General features: G+C 32.9%; 21 protein-coding genes and 1 tRNA gene. 8 read left to right on the top strand and 14 right to left on the bottom strand.

Features of this window, described 5'->3' with window-relative positions; translation table 11 throughout:
• The 9 genes from ACVBED_RS00445 to pdhA all read right to left on the bottom strand — a co-directional run.
• Nucleotides 1-1,646: sodium-translocating pyrophosphatase (locus ACVBED_RS00445; RefSeq protein WP_473094314.1), on the bottom strand; the 1,646-nt coding region annotated here is incomplete at its 3' end.
• A 165-nt stretch (nt 1,647-1,811) separates the two neighbouring features.
• Nucleotides 1,812-2,423: an inorganic pyrophosphatase gene (locus ACVBED_RS00440; protein WP_473094313.1), complete on the bottom strand. Its 612-nt coding sequence runs from the start codon at nt 2,421-2,423 to the stop codon at nt 1,812-1,814.
• A 13-nt stretch (nt 2,424-2,436) separates the two neighbouring features.
• On the bottom strand, nt 2,437-2,946 hold the full coding sequence (locus tag ACVBED_RS00435; protein ID WP_473094312.1) for a DUF7935 family protein: 510 nt from the start codon (nt 2,944-2,946) through the stop codon (nt 2,437-2,439).
• A 32-nt stretch (nt 2,947-2,978) separates the two neighbouring features.
• Complete coding sequence (locus ACVBED_RS00430; RefSeq protein ID WP_473094311.1) at nt 2,979-4,088, bottom strand: hypothetical protein; 1,110 nt, start codon at nt 4,086-4,088, stop codon at nt 2,979-2,981.
• 95 nt (nt 4,089-4,183) lie between these two features.
• On the bottom strand, nt 4,184-5,083 hold the full coding sequence (locus ACVBED_RS00425) for a hypothetical protein (RefSeq protein ID WP_473094310.1): 900 nt from the start codon (nt 5,081-5,083) through the stop codon (nt 4,184-4,186).
• On the bottom strand, nt 5,080-5,757 hold the full coding sequence (gene radC / locus ACVBED_RS00420; RefSeq protein WP_447120012.1) for a RadC family protein: 678 nt from the start codon (nt 5,755-5,757) through the stop codon (nt 5,080-5,082). The genes ACVBED_RS00425 and radC overlap by 4 nt, the downstream gene beginning before the upstream one ends.
• Nucleotides 5,758-5,767: 10 nt before the next feature.
• Nucleotides 5,768-6,436, bottom strand: a complete 669-nt coding sequence (locus tag ACVBED_RS00415; protein ID WP_473094309.1) for an ABC transporter ATP-binding protein — start codon at nt 6,434-6,436, stop codon at nt 5,768-5,770.
• Nucleotides 6,437-6,539: 103 nt separating this feature from the next.
• Nucleotides 6,540-8,216: a 2-oxo acid dehydrogenase subunit E2 gene (locus tag ACVBED_RS00410; protein ID WP_473094308.1), complete on the bottom strand. Its 1,677-nt coding sequence runs from the start codon at nt 8,214-8,216 to the stop codon at nt 6,540-6,542.
• Between the two features lie 63 nt (nt 8,217-8,279).
• Nucleotides 8,280-9,287, bottom strand: a complete 1,008-nt coding sequence (pdhA, locus tag ACVBED_RS00405) for a pyruvate dehydrogenase (acetyl-transferring) E1 component subunit alpha (RefSeq protein WP_473094307.1) — start codon at nt 9,285-9,287, stop codon at nt 8,280-8,282.
• A gap of 347 nt (nt 9,288-9,634) precedes the next feature.
• Between pdhA and ACVBED_RS00400 the strand changes: the two genes are divergently transcribed.
• Together ACVBED_RS00400 and ACVBED_RS00395 are read left to right on the top strand one after the other, a co-directional pair.
• Complete coding sequence (locus ACVBED_RS00400) at nt 9,635-10,078, top strand: phosphatase PAP2 family protein (protein ID WP_447120011.1); 444 nt, start codon at nt 9,635-9,637, stop codon at nt 10,076-10,078.
• Between the two features lie 7 nt (nt 10,079-10,085).
• On the top strand, nt 10,086-10,559 hold the full coding sequence (locus ACVBED_RS00395; protein WP_473094306.1) for a BlaI/MecI/CopY family transcriptional regulator: 474 nt from the start codon (nt 10,086-10,088) through the stop codon (nt 10,557-10,559).
• A 4-nt stretch (nt 10,560-10,563) separates the two neighbouring features.
• On the opposite strand, the gene ACVBED_RS00390 is transcribed toward ACVBED_RS00395, so the two are convergent.
• Together ACVBED_RS00390 and ACVBED_RS00385 are read right to left on the bottom strand one after the other, a co-directional pair.
• Entirely contained in the window at nt 10,564-11,004 is a 441-nt protein-coding gene (locus ACVBED_RS00390) for an SRPBCC family protein (RefSeq protein WP_473094305.1), read from the bottom strand.
• Nucleotides 11,005-11,031: 27 nt separating this feature from the next.
• Nucleotides 11,032-11,451 carry an SRPBCC domain-containing protein gene (locus tag ACVBED_RS00385; RefSeq protein ID WP_473094304.1) on the bottom strand — a complete coding sequence of 140 codons (420 nt, stop codon included), beginning with the start codon at nt 11,449-11,451 and terminating at the stop codon, nt 11,032-11,034.
• A 180-nt stretch (nt 11,452-11,631) separates the two neighbouring features.
• On the opposite strand from ACVBED_RS00385, the gene ACVBED_RS00380 reads away from it, so the two are divergent.
• The 5 genes from ACVBED_RS00380 (at nt 11,632) to ACVBED_RS00360 (ending at nt 15,755) form a co-directional block, all read left to right on the top strand.
• Nucleotides 11,632-12,264, top strand: coding sequence for an NAD(P)H-dependent oxidoreductase (locus ACVBED_RS00380; RefSeq protein ID WP_473094303.1), 633 nt, complete (start codon nt 11,632-11,634; stop codon nt 12,262-12,264).
• Nucleotides 12,265-12,292: 28 nt separating this feature from the next.
• Nucleotides 12,293-12,727: a MarR family winged helix-turn-helix transcriptional regulator gene (locus ACVBED_RS00375; RefSeq protein ID WP_473094302.1), complete on the top strand. Its 435-nt coding sequence runs from the start codon at nt 12,293-12,295 to the stop codon at nt 12,725-12,727.
• Nucleotide 12,728: 1 nt separating this feature from the next.
• Entirely contained in the window at nt 12,729-13,151 is a 423-nt protein-coding gene (locus ACVBED_RS00370) for an organic hydroperoxide resistance protein (RefSeq protein ID WP_473094301.1), read from the top strand.
• 106 nt (nt 13,152-13,257) lie between these two features.
• Nucleotides 13,258-13,749, top strand: a complete 492-nt coding sequence (locus ACVBED_RS00365) for a CIA30 family protein (protein WP_473094300.1) — start codon at nt 13,258-13,260, stop codon at nt 13,747-13,749.
• A 146-nt stretch (nt 13,750-13,895) separates the two neighbouring features.
• On the top strand, nt 13,896-15,755 hold the full coding sequence (locus tag ACVBED_RS00360) for a PLP-dependent aminotransferase family protein (protein ID WP_473094299.1): 1,860 nt from the start codon (nt 13,896-13,898) through the stop codon (nt 15,753-15,755).
• A gap of 111 nt (nt 15,756-15,866) precedes the next feature.
• Here ACVBED_RS00360 and ACVBED_RS00355 read toward each other — a convergent pair.
• The 3 genes from ACVBED_RS00355 to ACVBED_RS00345 form a co-directional block, all read right to left on the bottom strand.
• Nucleotides 15,867-15,940: transfer RNA gene (locus ACVBED_RS00355), tRNA-Arg, on the bottom strand.
• Between the two features lie 12 nt (nt 15,941-15,952).
• Nucleotides 15,953-17,719 carry a TonB-dependent receptor gene (locus ACVBED_RS00350; RefSeq protein WP_447120003.1) on the bottom strand — a complete coding sequence of 589 codons (1,767 nt, stop codon included), beginning with the start codon at nt 17,717-17,719 and terminating at the stop codon, nt 15,953-15,955.
• Between the two features lie 76 nt (nt 17,720-17,795).
• Entirely contained in the window at nt 17,796-20,762 is a 2,967-nt protein-coding gene (locus ACVBED_RS00345; RefSeq protein WP_473094298.1) for a tetratricopeptide repeat protein, read from the bottom strand.
• Between the two features lie 441 nt (nt 20,763-21,203).
• Here ACVBED_RS00345 and ACVBED_RS00340 point away from each other — a divergent pair, with 441 nt between their 5' ends.
• On the top strand, nt 21,204-22,880 hold the full coding sequence (locus ACVBED_RS00340; RefSeq protein WP_447119998.1) for an APC family permease: 1,677 nt from the start codon (nt 21,204-21,206) through the stop codon (nt 22,878-22,880).
• Nucleotides 22,881-22,891 lie beyond the last annotated feature (11 nt).

Raw genomic sequence — 22,891 nt, 5'->3', positions numbered from 1 at the left:
GTTGCCATTGCAGCTTCACCAACTGCACGAATTGCCAATGACGAAAATATAAATGGAATCATTGCACCCACAAATAATCCGGCTAAAACATCCGCTCTGTAAATATCAATGCTGTCAATGCCGGCAATACCAACGAAAGCAGCAAATAAAGCCAATGAGGTCAAAGCTGCAGAAGCAATTGCAAAACCTTTACCGGTCGCAGCAGTTGTATTACCAACAGCATCCAAAATATCTGTTCTTTCTCGTACTTCTTTTGGAAGTTCACACATTTCGGCAATTCCACCGGCATTATCTGCAATTGGTCCAAAAGCATCAATTGCTAGTTGCATTGCCGTCGTTGCCATCATTCCGGCAGCGGCGATTGCGACACCATATAATCCTGCAAAAGCATAAGAGCCAATAATTCCACCTGCTAAAACTAAAATTGGCAAAAAAGTAGATTCCATTCCGACGGCCAAACCGCCAATAATATTGGTTGCGTGACCAGTGGAAGATTGATTAACAATACTTTGAACCGGTCTTTTACCCATTGCCGTATAATATTCTGTTATAACACTCATTAAAGTACCAACAATTAAACCGACGATAATGGCACCGAAAACACCCATTTTAGTGAAAGCGTGACCGCGCAATTCCATATGTTCCGGCATAAGATAATTTACCAAAAAGAATGAAGCAAATGCCGTAATCAGGATACTTCCCCAGTTTCCTAAGTTTAAAGCGTTTTGTACTTTTTGCGTACTTAATCCCACATCTTCCGAAATTTTTACAAAAAATGTTCCTAAGATTGAAAATATAATTCCTGTTCCAGCGATTAACATTGGTAATAAAATCGGTGCAAAGCCATTAAAATTGTCAACCGAAATAGTTTCTCTACCTAAAACCATCGTTGCTAAAACTGTGGCCACGTACGAACCGAATAAATCGGCGCCCATCCCGGCAACATCTCCTACATTGTCTCCTACATTATCTGCAATAGTTGCAGGATTTCTAGGATCATCCTCAGGAATTCCCGCTTCTACTTTACCAACCAAATCAGCACCTACATCGGCTGCTTTTGTATAAATTCCACCGCCAACTCTCGCGAAAAGTGCTATTGATTCCGCACCTAAAGAAAAACCTGTTAAGATTTCAATAGTTTTTTCCATTTCGTGCGAGCTCACAGCTGCATCTGGCGCAAAAATTTGTTTAATAATAATAAAAAGAGAACCTAAACCTAGCACAGCTAAACCGGCAACACCTAATCCCATAACAGTTCCACCCGTAAATGAAACTTTTAATGCTTGAGCCAAAGAAGTTTTTGCAGCTTGCGTAGTTCTTACATTTGATTTTGTTGCGATTTTCATCCCAATAAACCCTGCTGATGCCGAAAAAATGGCGCCCACAATGAATGAAATTGCAATACTCCAATGAGAATTTTCATTTGTAGAACCCATAATTGCTAAAAGTATAGCAACTATGACAACAAAGTATCCCATTATTTTATATTCCGCTTTTAAAAAAGCCATTGCTCCATCGGAAATATAGCCGCTGATCAACTTCATTTTCTCATCGCCCGCATCCTGTTTTGTGACCCACCTGCTTTGGATAAAAGTATAAATTAAAGCCAAGATACCGAAAACCGGCACCAAATAAAATAAATTCATAGTTTAAAAAGTTTTTGTTAAATTGGTGTTAAATATAGAAAATTCCAATCAAAGTAGATGCTTTAAATTAAAAAAAGATAAACATTTTCATATTTATCTTTTAAATTAAGATGCATAAACTTTTAATAAAGTAATTATTAATAAGTACAATTATCGTTTTCGAAACTAGCCACCAAATTTATCTGCGTAATCTTTTTGTGAAGCAAGAATAACTTCTCTTGCGTGATCTGAGCCATATACCAAATCAATTCTACACTTAGAAGGTTCTGTTGGTAAATTTTTGTAAGTTAAAAAATAATGCTGCAGTCTTGAAACTTCTGCTTGCGGTAATTCTGAGATATCACGGAAATGTCCGTAAGACTGATCACCAACCATTACCGCAACAATTTTATCGTCAGCTTCACCTTTATCAATCATTTTAAAACCACCAATCGGAATGGCATCCATTAAGAAATTTCCAGCATGTATATTATGAGAACTCAAAACTAGAATATCTAAAGGATCATGATCACCTGAAGCAACGTCTTCTGAACCACTTTCAACAGCTAACTTCATCACTTCATCATGGCAATAAGTTCTTGGAATAAATCCATACAATGCTGGAATAATATTTGAAAATTTTTGTGGCCTGTCTACTTTTAAATAACCGCTTTCTTTGTCTACTTCGTATTTTATTGTATCTGTAGGAACTATTTCTACGTACACAGTCACCACTTCAGGTGCATTTTCTCCGGCGGAAATTCCGTGCCACGGATGGGCTTTGAAATTTGGAATCATTTTATAATATATTTTAGTTTAAAAGCGCAACATCTCTGCGCATATCATTTATTGTTTCTGAAATAAAATCTGAATCTTCTACATACTTCATTAAAAAAACTGTTTTAAAATCTTCTAAATCTTTTAAATTATGTACTTCTTCATAAGTTTTATGTAAAAGTTGAATAATATTATTTTTAGAAGTTACCACATTATTCCAAGTAGTTTGTCTCACGTATAGCTGTTGCGAAGCATTATAATCAAATTCCTCCCGAATATTTTTTTCAGTAAGAAATATAAATTCGTTAGGTTTTAGATCTCTGTCAAACTTCATTACTAAATTTGACGGTTTTAAACGTTCTAAGAAAAGCGTCATTCTTTCGTAAGCCTGAAGTTTATTTTCGGAATTGGATTTTAAGCTTAAAATCTGAATCTCTTTGTTTTTTAATTCAATAAATTTAAAAACAAACTGACGAGCAAAAACCAGAAATGGAATTGCGATAACTAAGGCAAAAGCGTAAGGATAATAACTCTCGAAATTCATATCAAAATTCAGGGTGCAAAATTACTGATATTTTATCTCTTAGTAGAAGAATTTCTAAATAATTGTCGTTTGCCGTTCAGGATAAAAATTACAGATAAAATAATAAGTAAATAAAAACCGAGCATCATTCTATTTACAAGTGATGGAAATATAAAAAATCTTATAAAAACTGATGCGTAAATGATTAATAAGAAAAAAGCGAAAAACTGAATGTTTTCTTTATTTAATGAATATTTGCTAGATAAAACTGAAACTATAATCATCAATAAAATTGGAAAATAGGACGCATTAAACTCCAGGAATAAACTGCTTTTTATGACATTAAAATAATCTAAAATTCGCAAAACATCTGGATGAGAAACCGGGTATAACTGCACTTTCGTGAATTGATTCATAAATAAAACAGACCACGGAATCTGATTAAAAAACTGTATTAAGCCAAAGCATAAGAGAAAATACACAAATGAAAAAAGCAGGGTTTTCACCTCAAAATTGAAGTTTTTTCTAAAAAAATAAAGCAACACCAGAAATAACGAATAAAAAATAAAGTAGTCTGGTCGTGTTAAAATACAAAGCATTCCAAAAATCGTGGCCACAAAAAGATTTCTTTTAATGAATATAAAATAAACACTTACAAGCAGTAACAAACACGCTAAAACATCAGGCGAAGCATGTCTTGAAGCTTCTAAAAGTGGCTTAAATAAAGAAACCAAAATAGATAATGATAACGCTAAAAAAACATTAGACAGTTGACTTTTAAAAAATAAAAAAATAAAAAAAACAATAAGAAAATAACTTACAATACTAATCATAAAGGTAGAGACAGAAGCACTAAAACCTATTTTATAAAAACCTAAATTAATGAAATTGTAGAATGGTTTCACCTTGAACAGCTGTAATTCTTCTTCATAAATTTCGGGGCTTTGAGCAATAGTTTTGTAGTAAGTGTTTTCGCCAATTGTTTTTTCTGTTGCAGAATTATTAGCTTCCAAAAGTTTAGGATTTTTTATTTTTAGCTCTGCGTACACCTTTTTATGAATGGTTTCAATATCCATTTTAGGAAAGTTATTTTGATAAACCAAACCCATATAAGCCTCAATATCAGAGTTATAGTATTGATGCTTGTAAAGATAAACAGACATTATACTTAAATATACAGTCAAAAATAATAAAGCAATTTTATCTATTTTAAAATATTTCCCCATTTCAATTTTGGCGTTTAATGACTGATTATTTGTTATTTTAAATTAAATAATTTCAATTTTAGAATTTCAATTTTAGAATTTTGTAAAAAAGAATAATGCTCTAAACTAGGACGAAACCCCCGAAAAAACTCTTCAACGGAAGGAATTTCACTCCCTTCAAAATCAAAAGTTTTAGTATTGATATAATCTTTTAGAACTCTATCTATTAAAATTGATGAGCCGCCATTTTTTATGAAATCGGGCTCATTAAAAGTTCCAAGAAGCGCAACAGTTTTTTCTGAAACATCTATTGCAACCAGGTTAATTAATTTATCACGGTAAAAAAAACCATATAATTCTAAACTTTTACTTTGATGAAGCCTTTCAAAAAGAGCTACAAAACTATGTAAATCTTTAGATCTAATTATTTTGGAAATACTTTTTTTAATGAAATCCAAGGCAAGTCCAAAATCTATTTCCTTGGACACAAATGAATTATGTAAAACCTCTTCATCCAGACGTAATTTTCTTTTACGCTTTGGTGAATATTTTCGCTGCACATTTTCATAATTATCCGGTTTTATAAAATAATTTTTTCTTGTTGATAATGGTCTGTAAAATACGTTTTTTGCATTAAAAGCATAGTACCAAATAAAATATTTTTTTTCTAAAAAATCTAAAAATAAATCATTTATTTCAAGTTTATCTTCTTTCGAAAAAATTCCTAGCTGCTGGCAAAGCTTCGGATTTATAACAAATTTAAAACCCCATTTTTTTACAAAAGGAACTGGCATTACAAATTCATAGTCATTTAGAACCAACAAATCCCAGCTATGACCTGAAGTAATATCTAAAAAAAATTTCTCTGCAGAATATTTATACTGCTGTGAATGCTTTACGCATTCGGAATATTTCTCAAAATTTATTTCTGAATATTGTAAAACTTTGATCATAACAAATTTTCATCTGCAAAGCTGAAATAAGTACTTTGTGTAATAATAAGGTGGTCTAAAAGTTGAATTTTTAGAATTTTGCCAGCCTCAGCAATTTCCTTGGTTATTGTATTGTCAGCTTCTGAAGGTTTGAGATTTCCCGAAGGATGGTTGTGCGCAATCATTATTGCACTGCAAGAAAACTCTAAAGCCAATTTAAAAAGTATACGCAAATCTACCAAAGAGAAATTAATTCCGCCGGTTGAAAGCTGAGATTTACCTAAAATTCTATTATTTTGATTGAGAAAAATCACCCAAAATTCTTCCGCTGTAAGATCTGCAAGAAGTGGGTGAAAAACTTTAAACGCATCGGTGCTGTTCGCAATTTTTACTTTTTCGGGTACTTCCTGCGAAGATTTTCTCCGACCAATTTCCAATGCTGCTGAAATAGAAATAGCTTTTGCTTCACCGATTCCTTTAAATTTCATTAAATCCTGAAGATTGAGCAAACTGAGATTGTGCCAGTTATTGCCGACAGACTCTAAAATTCTTCTTGCCAGTTCCACCGCAGATTCTTCACGGTTTCCGCTACTCATTATTATTGCTAAAAGCTCAGAATCCGATAATGAACTTTTTCCTTTTAAAGCAAATTTTTCGCGAGGTCGGTCGTCTTCAGCAAGTAATTTAATGGACATCTGTTTTAAATTAATTAATAATTAGGCCGTCCTTCATTATCAACTTTCTATCCGTAATTTCTGCCAATTTTTGGTTGTGCGTCACAATCACAAAGGTTTGGTTGTATTTGTCACGTAAATCAAAAAATAACTGGTGAAGATCATCGGCATTTTTGGAATCTAAATTTCCGGAAGGTTCATCGGCGTAAATAATTTTTGGCGAATTAATTAATGCTCTTGCCACGGCAACTCTTTGCGCTTCACCACCAGAAAGCTCATGTGGTTTATGATGTAATCTGTCTGTTAATCGGAGGTCATCGAATAAAGCATAAGCTTTATCCATAGAATCCTTTACATTTTTTCCAGCGATTTTCGTGGGAAGCAATACATTTTCGAACGCCGTAAACTCTGGTAATAATTGAGGAAACTGAAAGACAAAACCTATTTTTTCATTTCTAAATTTAGATAATTGCCTGTCATTCATATTGATAAACGATTCACCGTCTAAGGTGATTTCTGTCTTATATTTTTTAGTAGTAGTTGGAGAATCTAAAGTCCCTAAAATTTGCAAAAGTGTTGATTTTCCTGCACCTGATTCACCAACGATAGATATTACTTCACCTTCTTTTATATGGACTTCGACACCTTTCAGCACTTCCAGATTGCCGTAAGATTTATGAATATTTTTTGCTTTAATCATAACATCAAAAATAGGGATTTGAATTTAATTACAATTAAAATTTAATAATAAAAAAAACCGCTTAAAAATTTAAACGGTTCTACCTATTTTTAAAAAATATTTTTTAAAGCAGTAAACTAAGCGGACTTTCTAAATAAATCCTTAAAGTCTGTAGAAATTTTGCGCCCGTTGCACCATCTACGACCCTATGGTCACACGCTAAAGATAATTTCATTGTATTTCCTACCACAATTTGTCCGTTTTTTACAATCGGTTTTTCAACAATTGCACCAACAGATAAAATAGCACAATTTGGCTGATTAATGATAGAGGTAAAAGTTTCAATACCAAACATTCCCAAATTTGAAACTGAGAATGTAGAACCTTCCATTTCATTGGCTTTCAAACCTTTAGATTTTGCCCTTCCAGCTAAATTTTTTACAGAAGCGGAGATCTGCGTGTAATTCATAAAATCTGTATTTTTCAACACAGGAACTACTAAACCATCAGGAATTGCAACGGCTACTCCAATATTTATATCACCATGGTGAATAATTTTGTCGGCTTGCCAGGAAGAATTTACTTGCGGATGTTTACGTAAAGCCATTGCCGTTGCCTTAATAATCATGTCATTAAATGAAACTTTAGTATCTGGCAAAGTATTAATTTCTTTTCTGGCTTCGATCGCTTTATCCATAATGATTTCAACCATTAAATAATAATGCGGTGCAGAAAATTTACTTTCAGTTAGACGTTTTGCAATAATATTTCGAACCTGAGAATTTGGTGTTTCTGTAGTTTCACCCGCAACAAAATTATTAGGAATTTGAACTGGTGTAGCTTTTACGGCAGCAACATCTGCAATTTTCTGTACCGCTGCAGGTTCAACTTTCGCTGAAGGCTGATAATTTTCAATGTCTTTTTTTACAATTCTTCCGTTATCTCCGCTTCCTTTAAGAGCATTTAAATCAATCCCTTTTCCCTCTGCCATTTTCTTGGCTAAGGGAGAAATTGCAACACGGTCGGTTGAATTTTGATTGCTCGGAACTTGGTGCGTTTCAGTTTTTGCAGGAGCTTCTTCTTTTATTTCAGCAGTTTTATTTTCTGTTGGTGAACTTTCAGTTTTATTTTCGGCAGATTTTTTTGAAGCAGAACCTCCAGAAACAATTCCAGAAACATCTGTTCCATCCGGTCCGATAATCGCTAAAATGGTATCTACTGGTGCGCCTTCATTTTCTTCCACACTTCTGTACAAAAGTGTTCCGTCAAATTCAGATTCAAAATCCTGTACAGCTTTATCAGTTTCAATTTCAGCAATAATGTCGCCTTCCTTTACTTTATCGCCAACATTTTTATGCCATTTCGCAACCTTTCCTTCCGTCATTGTATCAGAAAGACGTGGCATATTGATAACTTCTACACCTTCGGGAATTTCATTAGAAGTTTCTTCGTTACTTGAAATCTCAGCTTTAGCTTTGGGCTTCTCTTCAGATTTTGTTTCTTCAACTTTTTCAGAATTTCCATTTTCTATTTTATCACCTTTTAAAGAAGAAATATCTTCGCCTTCTTTACCAATAATAACTAAAATAGCATCAACTGGTGCAGCGCCGTTTTCTTCAACGCCAACATATAGAAGGATCCCGTCAAATTCAGATTCAAAATCCTGTACGGCTTTGTCTGTTTCAATCTCGGCTAAAATATCTCCTTCTTTTACAGAATCCCCTACTTTTTTATGCCATTTCGCCACTTTGCCTTCTGTCATTGTATCAGAAAGGCGCGGCATTGTAATTACTTCAGCCATATTTTTATAATGATTGCTAATTGATTAATGATGATTTATTTAAAAAAATTAACTCAACTATTGTTATTTTTTATCTTCGAACTGATTGACAAATGGATAATTTTCCTGAGAATAAACGTATTCATAAACTTTATCTTTTGTAGGATATGGCGAATTTTCCATAAACTCTACACATTCATCCACAAACTCCCGAGATTTATTTTCAATAACCTCAAGTTCTTCTTTAGTCGCCCAGTTGTTATCTAAAATTCTTTGTTTAATTAATTCTAAAGGATCGTCATTTTTATGCATCGCCACTTCTTCTTTAGTTCTGTAAGGTTCTGCATCAGACATTGAATGCCCTCTGTAACGATAAGTTCTGGCTTCAATAAAAGTAGGTCCATCACCTCTTCTCGCTCTTTCAATAGCTTCATAAGCGGCTTCTGCTACTTTTTCAGGATCCATCGCATCGACTGGAAGACATGGCATTTCATAACCCAATCCTAATTTATAAATATCTTCATGATTTGCAGTTCTACTGACAGGTGTTCCCATTGCATACTGGTTATTTTCAACAACAAAAACGACTGGAAGCTTCCAGTTCATTGCCATATTGAAAGTCTCATGCAAAGAACCTTGACGTGAAGCTCCATCCCCAAAGAAACAGATATTAACACCTCCAGTTTCGAAATATTTATCTGCAAACGCAATTCCAGCGCCTAAAGGAATCTGACCACCGACAATCCCGTGACCACCATAAAAACGGTGTTCTCTACTAAAGATGTGCATTGAACCACCCATTCCACCAGAAGTTCCGGTTGCTTTTCCACATAATTCTGCTAAAATTCTTTTTGGATCAACACCCATCGCCATTGGATGAATATGACATCTGTAAGCCGTGATCATACTATCCTTCGATAGATCCATTGCATGTGTAAAACCCGCAGGAATCGCCTCTTGACCATTATATAAATGTAAAAAACCACGGATTTTTTGTTTCAAATAAAGAGAACGGCATTTATCTTCAAACCTTCTCCACATTGTCATATCTTCATACCACTTAAGGTAAACTTCTTGCGAAAATTCTTTCATACGTAGATTCTTATTTTTTTTGGCTCATATGTAATCGCTTTTGTCCGTAATATTTTATTACTAAGTTTTGACTCGGGTGATTTCACACTAACTTTAAATATTACGCAAAAATAATAAAAATCTTTCTTTTTTACGGTGAAACCTTGGTAATAAATTTTTATCTATACCTATTTTTATATTAATTTTGAAGGATTGAAAAATCTATGGTAAGTAAATTCTCATCTTTAATTTTAAAAAGTGCAAAATTTATCTCAAATTTATTTAATCCGCTGTTTTCACTACTACTCTATTTTTCCTATGTGACAGTAAAGTTTAACAGTTTTCCGGTCGGGTTAAAAAAGTTTATTTTGATATTCGTCTTATTAATTTTACCCGTTTCTTTTTGGATTTACAGACGTGTTAAAAGCGGAAAATATTCTGATTCGGATGTTTCAAACAGAGAAGAACGAAAATCACTTTATATTTTTCTTATAGCAGCAATTGCTATCTTTATTTCAATAGATTATTTAATTAATAGTAGATTAGATTTTGTGATGATTTATTTACTCCTCCTGCTTTTTATAATGCAGATCAGCAATTTTTTTATAAAAAGTTCTATGCATACGGCTTTAAATATTTTCACAGCGGCTTTGTTTTTTTCTCAAAACCATATCTTTGGCATTATTTGGTTAATGATCAGTATAATTGTTGGAATTACCAGAATCATTTTAAAAAAACACACATTTCAGGAAGTTCTAAGCGGGACAGTTATTGCCCTTTTAGTCTCTGTTATATTTTTAAATTTTAATTAAGTTTTATATGAAAATTACAAACCTCACGCCTGCCGAAGAAGATATAATGTTTAGTTTATGGGCATTAGATTCTGCTTATATGAGAGACGTGATGGCAGAATTACCTGATCCAAAACCGCATCAAAACACGGTTTCAACCTACCTTAAAATATTAGTGGAAAAAGAATTTTTAAGCACGGAAAAGGAAGGTAGAATTTTTAAATACCAAGTTATAATTCCCTTGGAAGAGTATCAAAACTTTAAATTAAAATTACTTTTAAAAAAATACTTTACGAGTAATCCAAAAGAATTGATAGAACGATTAATCGATTTAAATATCATTTCAACTGAAGATCTTTACCAATTTTTTGACGTAAAAACAAGCGTTGTCCCGAAAATCAAAAAGCAAAAAAAGCAAAAATCTGCTCTAAGAGAATTTGTAGAGGAACTAACTGAGAAGAAAAGCAAGAAAAGTAATAAAAAGAAAAAGAACAAAAATTAAAATATTATAATTTCTGTGATAAAGTTTTTACCATTTCTAAACCTCTTATAAATCCAGTTTTCATAGTTTCATGATACTCGCTTGGAGAACGCACAATTACTTTTAAATGCGTGAAACCATCGCGCTGCGTTAAAAAATATTTTTCCTCCATTCCGCTCCACTCTTCTACTTCTTTAGATTTGATAGTTTCGATATGATTTTTTACCAAACCTAAATGATTAAAAACAACTTTAAAAGGCTCATCTAAACTGGAAATTGTAGAAACCATCCCATTTCCTTCTGGATCTAAAAAATAAGTTTGACCGCCAATTTTCCAATCGGTTTTAAAGACAGAATCTTTTGCAAAAAACTGCGTCCAATCTGAGTAAGTTTCATTACTCCAAAGGATTTTCCATATTCTTTCAGGCGAGGCACAAATTTCAGTTTCAAAATGTAAAGTTTCCATAGAATTTATTTTTGTTGATGAAATTATTTAATTATTTTCTACATATTTATGGAAATTATTCAGAATTGAATACCAACCATCACGTTGCATATCAATTAAATTATCATTTTCTGGTTCAAAAGTTTCGGTCACTTCGGTCGTTTTTTCGTCAATATTATTAAAATCTACTACAACTTTCCGTCCGTCATCAAGATGAAATTTTAATAATTTTGAAGGTCTGATTTCATCAAAAATACCCTTAAAATCAAATCCAAAATCATCTTTTTTTGATTCCATTCTGTAATTAAATGTTCCGCCAACTTCCAGATTATTTTCTGCTTTAGGACAATGCCAAGTAGACTCTGCAAAGTTCCATTTTATAATATGCTCAGGTTTTGTGTAATATTCCCACACTTTTTTCACATTTTCTAAAATTGTAATTTTTAATATGATGTTTTCCGTTTGCATAATTTTCTAAATTTTTATATTAAATAAAATTACAATTTTTTAATTATCTAAAAATTAATATTTGAACTGATTATTTAAAGTAGAAAGTAGAAATAAGACATATGTAATAATTCTATCGATTTAAAATTGCACACAATTTAATTGCGCACTATATTTGCCGTAATATTTTAATTGAAAATTATGTCATTAATTGAAAATTTAAACTGGAGACACGCAGTTAAAGCTTACGATTCAACAAAAAAAGTATCAGAAGAGGATCTTAATAAAATCTTAGAAGTTGCGAGATTAGCTCCAACTTCATCCGGATTGCAACCTTTTAGAGTGATCGTTGTAGAGGATCAGATGTTAAAAGAACAAATGGTAAAAGGCGCTTTTAATCCAGAGGTGATGAGAGATTGTTCCCAGGTTTTAGTTTTTGCCGCTTGGGACAGTTATTCTGATACAAAAATTGATAAAGTTTACGATCACCACACCGATGTGAGAGATTTACCGAGAGGAAGATTTAGTAGTTACACAGATCAAATTAAAGTTTTGTATAATGGGCAAACACCGGAGGAACATTTCGCACATACCGCCCGTCAAACTTATATTGCTTTGGGTTTATCAATGGCTCAAGCTGCAGAATTAAAAATAGATTCTACACCTGCAGAAGGTTTTAGCAACGCGGTTGTAGATGAAATTTTAGGACTCGAAAAATTAGGTTTAAAAAGCGTTACTTTACTATATTTAGGCTATCGAGATGATGCCAATGATTATTTAGCGCATATGAAAAAAGTACGAATTCCGATGGAAGAATTTATTATAATAAGATAATTTTTTCAATAATTCTACAATTAAAATTATGAAAAATCAAAATCCCCCAAAATTAGGAAATCAACTTTGCTTTCCACTTTACGTCATTTCCAAAGAAATAACTGGAATGTACCGTCCGTTTTTGGAGGAATTGGATATTACCTATTCACAGTATTTAGTGATGATGGTACTTTGGGAAAATGAAGGATTAACAGTTAATCAAATTGGTGAAAAATTATATTTAGATAGCGGTACTTTAACGCCATTGCTTAAAAGATTGGAAACTAAAAACTATATTTTGAGACAAAGAAAAAAAGAGGATGAACGTGCGGTAGAAGTCTTTCTTACCAAAATAGGTAACGATTTAAAGCAGAAAGCCTGCGCTATTCCTACAAAAATGCAAGAAAAACTTAATCTTAGTGATGAAGATTTAGAGGAATTAAAAATAACAGTCAATAAATTATTAATTAAAATATCAAAGTAAAATGAAAACACTTTATACAACAAGCGTAACAGCAAAAGGCGGCCGAGATGGACATGTGAAAAGCGAAAACGGCATCTTAGAATTAGAGGTAAGAACTCCAAAAGCTTTAGGTGGAGCAAACGATGATTTCGCAAATCCAGAAATGCTTTTCGCAGCAGGATATTCTGCATGTTTTGGTAGTGCGCTAAGTTTAGTAATTGGGAAATCTAAAATTGAAACCGGCGAAACTTCTGTTACTGCAAGAGTGAGCATCGGTCAAATTGAAAATGGCGGTTTTGGTTTAGCAGTTGAAATGGATGTCAATATACCAGGCGTTTCTTTGGAAGAGGCACAATCTTTAACGGATCAAGCACACCAAATTTGTCCTTATTCTAATGCGACAAGAAATAATATTGAAGTAAAATTGTCAGTGACTAACAACTAAGTCATTTTAATTTCAAGACTAAAGATCCAGATTTTTTAATTTGGATCTTTCTCATTTAATGTTTTTTGTACTTTAAATCAGTAACTTCAACTCCTGATTAATAAATATGGAAGCGAAAACAATTTATAATTTTAATAAAAATTCAAATATTGAGGACTGGACGGTCGTTGACGATATAGTAATGGGCGGCCAATCAGCCGGCAACTATTATTTAAATTCAGAAGGTTTTGGTGTTTTTGAAGGTAATATTTCGTTAGCCAATAATGGTGGATTTTCTTCTGTTCGACATAATTTAAATGTCGCCGGTGTAAAATCTTTCAATAAAATTATTTTAACTTTAAAAGGTGATGCCAAGGATTACCAGTTTAGAATTAAAAGCAATGTAAAGGAGCGTCATTCTTATATTTCAAGTTTCCACACTTCTGGTGAATTGCAAAAAATAGAGATTTCTTTGGAAGATATGTATCCTGTTTTTCGCGGACAAAAATTAGATCTGCCGAATTTTTCCGACGATAGCATTCAGGAAATCACCTTTTTAATTGGCAATAAAGAGAATGAAAGTTTTAAATTAATATTGGATAAAATAGAATTGTGGTAGAATTTCCTATTTCCATAAGGTTAATCGCACAAAAGACAACTTACCAGAATTTATAATTTTCTGTTAAATTTCACCCTATTAATCCAACTAATTTTCTTTAAAAAAATCTAATTTTCGTATCTTTCGTACCTCTTAAAAGAAGATTTATGAAAGAAAATAAAATAATTGATTATATTAAAAATGTTGTTGAAAATAGACCAAAAGATTGGTTGGGACTAACCACTCATCGTCTGGATATTTACGATGAACAAGCCGCAAAAAGTGATTTTTTGAATCATTTTGAACATTTATTTAAAGTTAATAATTTTGAAAATTCAGCCTTAAAAGCCTTGCCAACAGCATACGATTATATTCGGTTGGGTCATCCGCTTTCCTGTATTCTGGAATGGGGAATTGCAAGACAATATAATTTGAACGCAGATAATGTGATCAGTTTTTCTTCCCAGACAATGCCCATCTTGGCAATTTTGAGAACTAATGCTGTACGAAAAAAAACAACGCAGATTCTTTATACCGAAAATCTACCAAAATTTTTCGATACAGTAATTGTAAAAGAAATTTACGGTTATGAATTTGAAGTAAAGAAAGTTGAGAATTTAGAAAATGTCGAATCCTTTCACGGAAGTACAATTTTTATTTCTCAGGATCATACGGTTTTAACTGCATCATCTGATGAAAAAATATTAAACCCTAATATTGATTTTCTAATAAGTCTTTATTTAAATTTGGGAAGTATTCTCTTAATTAATGGTTCAAAGAATGAAGATTATATAGCAGATATTCAGCACGTCAGACGTCGGGAAACTGTTGCTATGACACCTGCTGATTCCCTCACTGCTTTGAAAATGCTTGTCAACGGATCAGCATCTAAATCTCAAGAAAGCAATCGAGAAACCGATAAAAAAAGCGTTGCCAATTCTGTACATGAAATTACCGGAACCACGAGCAAAGTTTTGGTAGCAACGAGCGGACTTTCCACACAGTATGCAATTATGATGGGTCTCGTTCACGAAGCGATTGAAAAACATCCTGGAAAATCGATTAAATTTATTGTGCCACCTAACTGTTACGGCGGCACAAATGATCAGGCAAGACGTGTCGCTGAATCACTTAACAATGTAGAAGTGGTAGATCTGCCCGTTGATGGTGATAATGAAATGGTGCAAAGTCTGGGTATTATTTTAGAAAAAATAGGTAAAGAAGATGCCGTTCCCTACATCATTGCGGAAATCCCCACTAATCCTCGCGTAGAAGTTCCAAATCTTGAAGATTTAAAGGCTGTTTTAAGTAAAGAGCGCAAAACTTCGACGGGCGAAACTGCAGTAGATCCTGTTTTTGTTTTAGATCAAACTTTTTGCCCGAATTATCTTTTTTTGGGTGAAGATGAAATACTTTCGACGGTTCGGAGTATTTCTTACGCCAGTGGATCTAAGTTTCCAAGCGGCGGGAAATGCACAGCAGGTTATGTTATTGGAAATTCTAAAACTGACGCTATTTTAGATAAAATAGAATTGCATCTCAATCTTTGTGATAATGAAGCGACCGATCTTCAATATGAAATTTTGGCGAAACAGTTACCTTCAATGACGCAAAGAATTAAAGACGCTTATAAAAATACCCGCGAGTTCGTTAATTATATTCACGAGGTTTTACCAGAGGCAAAAATCAATTTTGTTTCAGAAGATCTGGCGGAGCAAGGTTTTACACCTTCCGTTTTTTCTTTAGATCTTCCCGCAAAAGGCAATACGCCGTCAGAAAAAGAGAAAAATAAAAGAGACTTAAATTTAAAATTAATTAACTTAATGATCACCCAGATTCCAAATGAAAGCAAATTCTGCGTGAGTTATGGCCAGTTAAAAGGTTGTTATTGGACGGTTCCTGCCACTTCCACGCAAGGCACTACGAAAGAAGGTGACAAAGATTATATCGTTCGCACTTCCCTATCACCGGATTTGGATCTCGAATTGCACAAAAAAGTATTTTTAGATTTTGTGAAGGATATGTAAAATATAAAATTTTAGAAAAAAGCCACAAATTTAAAATTATGGCTTTTTTACGTTTTGCGATATAAAAGTTAAAAAAAAACAGGAAACTCTCTCAATTTTCCTGTTTTTTTGTGACCGCGGCAGGGTTCGAACCTGCAACCATCAGAGCCGAAATCTGATATTCTATCCAGTTGAACTACGCAGCCTAAATCTTATGTCTAAAAGGTAATCCTCACACCACCTGTAATCTGAGCGCCCAAAACTTTGTAGCCATTGAACGTTTGGTATTTGGTATTTAGTAAATTATTACCGAGTGCAAAAATACTGAAATTTTTGTGAATTTTATACTCTGCGGATAAATTTAAATCTGCATAGCCGCCCACTTTTGTATTTCTATTTTCAGTTGAAACGTAAGCCATTGGCTTTGAGACATTGTCGGGTGTAATTTGAAAAGAATTTGAAGTTCGATCTGTTACAAAAATCCCCTTAAAACCAAAATTCAATTTTTTATTGAGCATCGAATATTTTGCAGAAATAGTAGTTTGTAATAAAGGTTTATTTAAAACCTCATCTAATCGATTCAATTTATATTGTTGAAATAAAAGTTCAGCGCTTAAATCTAAATTTTCCAACGGGAAAAATTGAACACTTCCTTTCACTTCACTCACATTTCCATTATCATAAATCGCGGAATAAGTATTTGCGAAATTATATGCGGAACGGTTTAAAGTATAAACATCATCAAAAATAGGATTTGCTTGAAAGAACAACATTTGATTTATTTGTGAATATCCTGCAGAGAAATCATACTTTACATTTTCGGAAATATCACCTTTCAAACCGACGTAACCGTGGTATTTTGTGTGAGTTGGGCGCAGCTGAATATCAGAAACCAGAAACGGATTTTCTTTTAAAAGTTCAGTATAAGAATTCAATTTTAAACCGCCATCGACGCCGGCGTAAAATTTAAATTCATCCTGCGCTGCAAATAAAACTTCAACTTTCGGCGACCACAAAATTTCACTTTTTTTAAATTGAGGCAGAATTAAACTTTCATTGCTTCTGTTTAAAAAATTCACATTCGCCCCAATTTTTAAATAAGAATCATTTTTATAAAAACTAATTTGAGGTATCAAGGACGCATTAAAAAAGTTTGAACTATTTTGATTTAATAATGCAAAATCAGTTTTTAAAGTTTCTAATTTTACACCTAAATCTGAATTAATTTTAAAATTTTCATTCTTTAAAAGGTCATATTTAGAAAGATTTACTGTAATGGCTGCCTGATTCTCTTTTGCATTAAAATGATCACTTAAATAAGAAGTTTGCAAACGCACGTCATTTAAAATATCATTTGAATAAAAATCATAATACCCATTGATTTGAAACTGATTGGTTTTCTGTTTTAAATCAACATCCGCTGAAGGCTGCAACGCATAAATACCGTAATAATTATAATCTTGCAGACCAAAATTCGCCTCTAAATTTAGTTTACCTTTTTCGCTATAAGAATTAATAAATGCGCCCAAAGTAGCGCCCGTTTGTTTAGAATTCCAGTCGTAATCTTTCTTTAAACCAGTCGTAGAAAGATAATGAACATCTGCACCTACTTCCATTTTACTTTCTAAAACCTTAGAAATATGCGCATCCCCCAAAACTTTACCATAATTTCCCAAACCAAAACGCACGTAATTATCTTGGTAATCCTGTTTAAATTCTGGTGAAATATCTTCACCCTGAATGGTAGAAGTTTTGAAGTCTGAAACCGCCGGAACATTTGTGATATCGTAGGTGACGGGATTTGCAGATTTCTCTTCCGGTGGATAATTTTTGATGCTTTCCACTGAAGTTTTTTTCTTTTCTATTCTCTTCACTTCAGGTTCTCTCTTTTTATCTAAGATTAATTTTTCCTCTTTAATCTGGGAAAAAGCAATCTGCGACAATCCTAAAAAAAGGAAACTTAATATTTGAATTCTTTTGTTCATTTCTTACTTTTGAATTGTTGTATAATGTAAAAAGGACAATGTACTTGAGCTGCAGTTTACATTTTACATAGTACAATTATTTTTTAATTAATTTCTTAACCTCTTTGGCTTCCGCAACAATTTCCGGGAAATCGCTGTAATTTGAAATAATCTGGTCGCAGGTATAACTCGATTGGTAATTATCCTTTAAAGCCAAATAATTTCGCGCCATTAAAACCAAAGATTTTGCACCCCAATATTCTTCAGAAGCATAATTATTAGCCAATTTAAAAATCGTTTCATTGGAAGATTTAAAGGCTTTTCCTTTATTTTGATAAAAGGCTTTTGCGTAAAGTGATTCTGCGGCAACTTCCGTATTTGAAGATTTTTCTAAATTGGCAAATGCCGTTTGCGCTTCTTTATCTTTACCTTTATTCATCAAACTTCGCGCTTTGATTACCTTGGCTAGTTCTAAAACGGATGCCGAATTTTTAGAATTATTTAAAACCAGATCCGCGTAATTTTCTGCCTGAGTGAAATCTTTTTCGTCCGCGGAAATCTTCATTAATTCCACATCTGCATAATTTTTGATCGTCGCGTTTGAGGAATCAGCTAAGTTTAAAAGATATTTTTTTGCATCTGCAGAATTCCCTTGCGCGATATAAATTTGTGCCACTCTCGTCGTAGCATCTTCCTGATAATCATTTTGAACATTCGCTACTTCTTGCAAGGTTAAAAGCGATTTTGTCGGATTTTTTGTTTGAAAATAACTTTCGCTCAACTCATATTTGGCTTGATAAAGATTTTTACCCGTTGGGTTTTGCGTTAAATATTTTTCATAATAAGAAATTGCATTTTTATAATCTTTTTTAGCATAAAACTGTTTCGCCGTGTTCAGATTTATCTCGTCAATTTCTGAGGCATCAATTTTTACATTTAAATCAGATGCAAATTTTTGATATCCTTTTGTATCGCCATTCTTTGTAAAAATCGGTCGCGCCGCCTGTACGATTTTTTCTGCGTAAGCCGTATTTTTATATTCTTGTCCGAGTTGTTTTAAATCTACCAAGGCTTTATCAGACTGATTTAAATCGATATAATTTTGCGCTCTGTAAATTTTTGCGTTCGCAACCAAATCTGCATCTAGACTGCTTTTAATGACTTGATTAAAATAATCATTTGAGTTATTAAAGTCATCATTTGACGCATAAGCCGAAGCAATTTCGTATTGCGCATCATCCGTATAATCTGAATTTTTAAAAGTTAAAATCAATTTTTTTAACTCAGCAATTTTACCAACAGAATCACCTTTAAAACCGAGCGCCATCGCTTTTTGAAATGAAGTATAATCACTTCCGCCTGCGCTGTCATCATAAACAGAAATCGCTTCATTTAGTTGATTATTAGCATAATAACAATCGCCTAATCTTAATTTTGCATCATTTTTAAATTCAGGTTTTGGATTTTTTAGATATTCTTCAAAAGAATTTTGCGCCTGAGTAAATTTTTTAGATTTAAAATAAGCATAACCCAAATCGTAATTTAATTGTTGTTTTTCTGGGAAATCATCCGCTGTTTTTAATTTTTCAAAACGAACAATTGCTGATGGATAATTTCCTTTTTGGTAAAAGGTTTGAGCGAGCCAATAAGTTGCTCTTGGTGTAAATTCTTTATTTTGGTTTATTTCTAAACTTCGCAATAAGTATTTTTCAGCCGTATCATAATTTCCTTTATTAAATTCTTCTGTTCCTAATAGATAAGACACTTCCTGATCGATTTTATCAGTTTCAGGCGTAGAATTCGGCAGTTGGTCGATGGCTGCTAAAGTTTCTTTGTAATTCCCGGAATAGAGGTAAGATTTTATCAATAACTTTTTAAGTTCCGGAACTTGTGGATTATTCGGGTATTTTTTTACAAATTTTTGAATGACAATTGGCGCAGATTCAAAGGGATTTCCAATGTCATAACTCAATTTTGCATATTGAAGAAATGCTAATTCTTTTACATTTTTATCATAAGTCATTTCCGAAGATGACCGAAAAGCGGATAATGCTTCCTGCTTTTTGCCGACTTCCAAATAGGCATTTCCCAATTGGTAATAAGCATTCTGTGCAGTTGGCGAGTCACTATTTATCAATTGGTTATAATACGAAACCGCTTCGTCATATTTTTTTATTTCGGCCGCTACAAAACCCATTTCATACAAATCGTTTTCTGAAGGATTTGGCTTAGAATCGGCATAAATTTTTAAGTGTGGATAAGCCGAAACGTAATCTTTTTTCATAAAATAACTTTCGCCAGTGATTTTATGAACTTCCGTATTGTAATTTGGCGGTAAATTTTCATTTAACAAATCATTTCCTGAAGAAATTGCCTGATCATAGTTTTTTTGATTGTAATATAACTGAACATAATACGGTTTTACCAAACGTGAAAACTTCGGATTATCTTTAATTTGATCAAAATATTGAAACGCTTTTTCATTATTTTTATCGGCGTAATAAAGATGTCCCAACATATAAGCAACTTCAGGTCTTTCAGTTTCTGGCACATTATTGTAAGCTTCTTCCAAAGCCTGAATAGCACCTTGAGAATCGCCGGTCATAAACTTCGCGTAGCCTAATTTTAAAATGTACTGCGTATTTTCTTCTGGACTTAATTGTGATTGATTTACTTTTTGCAAAGTTTCAAGTGCTTTTGCAAAATCTTTTTGACCCAAATAATAATCTGCTAAAGGTAAATTAGCCTGCGCAAAATAAGCAGATTTTGGATAGTCGCGTATAAACGCTTCCAAACCTTGTTCGGCATGATCGCGTTTTAAAATAACGCCAATTATATTGTCAAAAAATTGTGCAGCTTCCTTTTTTGAGGCGCTTAAATTTTGATTGTAAAAGTACTGCCGTGCATATTCATACTGTGAGCTATTGTAGATTTTGGATTGATAAAGATTTTCCGCTAAATTAAATCGATACGCTTCTTGATCTGTAAAATATTGCGATTGTTGAGCCTCGGAAAATCCGTATAGGAAAATTGCTGCCGCAATGATGGTATTTTTTGAGTTCATTAATGAATGTTTTGTTTGAAGAAGACTTGTAAACAATTTCCCTTTTTAAAATAAATAGAAAAGTTATCCACAAAATATCAACGAAAATAGTTAAAACTTATTGTTTATACAAGGTAATTTGAACTTAGTTAGTTTGTGGATAAAGTTAAATCGGCTGTTAAATTATAAGTGACAATATTATTAATTCGTTAGAAAGCATTCACAAATTTTAAGACTAAGATTAAAAAAAAAAGGATAAAATTTATAACATTCAGTAATTTTTTACTCTTTATTTACATTGCTATCTATTACAATTTATACTAATTTAATTTTTTGTTTTGATTTTAAAATTGGTTGATTTTTCTTCAGATTACAAACTATAGATTGAATAATTTTAGGAAAAATTTAATACTTTTTTTCAGAAATCATTACATTTGTTTTTTTCAAACTAAAAATTTAAAAATGAATCAACTTTTCAAAAGAAAAAATTACAGCACAAAAGACCATCCTTCAGGACTTCTACGAGTCCTGGGAACTTGGGATATTGTTTTCTTTGGAATTGCAGCGATCATTGGTGCGGGAAGTTTTAGCAGTTTAGGTGAAGCCGTTTTTCGGGGCGGTCCAGGGGTAATAATTTTATATATCATTTGTGGATTCGCTTGCGGTTTTACAGCGCTTTGTTATGCGGAATTTGCCTCTAGAATTCCCACGGCAGGAAGTGCTTACACTTATGCTTATGCAAGTTTTGGTGAATTAATCGCTTGGGTGATTGGTTGGGCTTTAATTATGGAATACTCTTTTGGAAATATTTATGTAGCTTTTTCTTGGTCAGATTATTTCACCAGTTTTATGGGTCGAGTTGGCGTTCATATTCCAGAATATTTAACATGTAGCTATCCGGAAGCAAAAAAAGCATTTTTAGGCGCCTCTCAAAATATCGAATTATTAACTGCCTGGAAAAATGCGCCTATGATTAATAATTTAAAATTAATTGTTGATATTCCGGCTTTAGTCATAAATGGTTTGATTACTTGGGTGGTTTACCGAGGTGTGCGTGAAAGTAAAAATTTAAATAATGCTTTGGTTTTAATGAAATTAGCCGTCATTGTTTTAATAATTTTAGTAGGTGTGGCCTATGTCAATGTTGATAATTGGACGCCAATTAATCCTGTTACGAAAGTTTCTGCTTTTATGCCAAACGGTTTTTCTGGCGTTATGAGCGCAGTTTCTGGAGTTTTCTTTGCTTACATAGGTTTTGATGCATTGAGTGTTTTGTCTGAAGAAACGAAAAATCCGCAGAAAACGTTACCACGCGGGATGATTATTTCGCTTGTTTTATGTACGGTAATTTATATCGTTTTAACCCTCGTTCTTACTGGAATGGTCGATTACAAAAAATTCGATGGCGTTGGTGATCCTTTATCTTTCATATTTGAAAAAGCCAACGCCAATGTCGCCTGGATGGAAATGACAGTTTCATTTGTCGCAATTGTCGCGATTACGACGGTGCTTTTGGTCTTCCAAATGGGTCAACCTAGGATTTGGTACGCGATGAGTCGCGATGGATTAATGCCGAAAAAATTCCAGGAAATACACCCGAAATACCATACACCTTCTTTCGCAACGATTGTGACAGGAATTGTGGTGGGAATTCCGATTTTATTTACTGACAAAAGTTTTATTTTAGATTTCACAAGTATTGGGACCATTTTCGCATTTGTTTTGGTTTGTGGCGGCGTTTTATTATTACCAGCAAAGGAAAAACTTCCAGGAAGATTTCACATGCCATATGTAAATTCTAAATTAATTTTCCCAGTTTTATTTATCGGTGGTTTGATTTTCTTTTACTTTTGGCAACCGGCTTTTTTCCATAATTTACTTGATTTTAGTAATCCACTTGAGAAAGAATTTAAAGTCTCAGTTGTCATTTACATTATCATCAATCTATTTTTATGCGGCTTATCTTTTATTAAAAATTTATCTCTAATTCCTTTAATAGGTCTAAGTTCTTGCCTTTATCTTTTAACAGGAATGAGCCATGAAAACTGGAAATATTTTGGCATTTGGTTCGCGCTTGGTTTGGTAATCTACTTTGCTTACGGCTATAGAAAAAGTAAACTAAGACCGGAAAATGAGTAAAATTTAGGTTT

The sequence above is a fragment of the Halpernia sp. GG3 genome, assembly GCF_052976925.2.
The sequence above is the reverse complement of the archived record's forward strand: the minus strand, read 5'-3'. Positions and strand labels throughout refer to the sequence as shown.

What these genes read in the sequence shown, in the direction of transcription:
- ACVBED_RS00440 (WP_473094313.1), bottom strand. Translation starts at nt 2,423, where the DNA reads ATGATTCCAAATTTCAAAGCCCATCCGTGGCACGGAATTTCCGCCGGA.
- ACVBED_RS00435 (WP_473094312.1), bottom strand. Translation starts at nt 2,946, where the DNA reads ATGAATTTCGAGAGTTATTATCCTTACGCTTTTGCCTTAGTTATCGCA.
- ACVBED_RS00430 (WP_473094311.1), bottom strand. Translation starts at nt 4,088, where the DNA reads ATGTCTGTTTATCTTTACAAGCATCAATACTATAACTCTGATATTGAG.
- ACVBED_RS00425 (WP_473094310.1), bottom strand. Translation starts at nt 5,083, where the DNA reads ATGATCAAAGTTTTACAATATTCAGAAATAAATTTTGAGAAATATTCC.
- radC (WP_447120012.1), bottom strand. Translation starts at nt 5,757, where the DNA reads ATGTCCATTAAATTACTTGCTGAAGACGACCGACCTCGCGAAAAATTT.
- ACVBED_RS00415 (WP_473094309.1), bottom strand. Translation starts at nt 6,436, where the DNA reads ATGATTAAAGCAAAAAATATTCATAAATCTTACGGCAATCTGGAAGTG.
- ACVBED_RS00410 (WP_473094308.1), bottom strand. Translation starts at nt 8,216, where the DNA reads ATGGCTGAAGTAATTACAATGCCGCGCCTTTCTGATACAATGACAGAA.
- pdhA (WP_473094307.1), bottom strand. Translation starts at nt 9,287, where the DNA reads ATGAAAGAATTTTCGCAAGAAGTTTACCTTAAGTGGTATGAAGATATG.
- ACVBED_RS00395 (WP_473094306.1), top strand. Translation starts at nt 10,086, where the DNA reads ATGAAAATTACAAACCTCACGCCTGCCGAAGAAGATATAATGTTTAGT.
- ACVBED_RS00390 (WP_473094305.1), bottom strand. Translation starts at nt 11,004, where the DNA reads ATGGAAACTTTACATTTTGAAACTGAAATTTGTGCCTCGCCTGAAAGA.
- ACVBED_RS00385 (WP_473094304.1), bottom strand. Translation starts at nt 11,451, where the DNA reads ATGCAAACGGAAAACATCATATTAAAAATTACAATTTTAGAAAATGTG.
- ACVBED_RS00380 (WP_473094303.1), top strand. Translation starts at nt 11,632, where the DNA reads ATGTCATTAATTGAAAATTTAAACTGGAGACACGCAGTTAAAGCTTAC.
- ACVBED_RS00375 (WP_473094302.1), top strand. Translation starts at nt 12,293, where the DNA reads ATGAAAAATCAAAATCCCCCAAAATTAGGAAATCAACTTTGCTTTCCA.
- ACVBED_RS00370 (WP_473094301.1), top strand. Translation starts at nt 12,729, where the DNA reads ATGAAAACACTTTATACAACAAGCGTAACAGCAAAAGGCGGCCGAGAT.
- ACVBED_RS00365 (WP_473094300.1), top strand. Translation starts at nt 13,258, where the DNA reads ATGGAAGCGAAAACAATTTATAATTTTAATAAAAATTCAAATATTGAG.
- ACVBED_RS00360 (WP_473094299.1), top strand. Translation starts at nt 13,896, where the DNA reads ATGAAAGAAAATAAAATAATTGATTATATTAAAAATGTTGTTGAAAAT.
- ACVBED_RS00350 (WP_447120003.1), bottom strand. Translation starts at nt 17,719, where the DNA reads ATGAACAAAAGAATTCAAATATTAAGTTTCCTTTTTTTAGGATTGTCG.
- ACVBED_RS00345 (WP_473094298.1), bottom strand. Translation starts at nt 20,762, where the DNA reads ATGAACTCAAAAAATACCATCATTGCGGCAGCAATTTTCCTATACGGA.
- ACVBED_RS00340 (WP_447119998.1), top strand. Translation starts at nt 21,204, where the DNA reads ATGAATCAACTTTTCAAAAGAAAAAATTACAGCACAAAAGACCATCCT.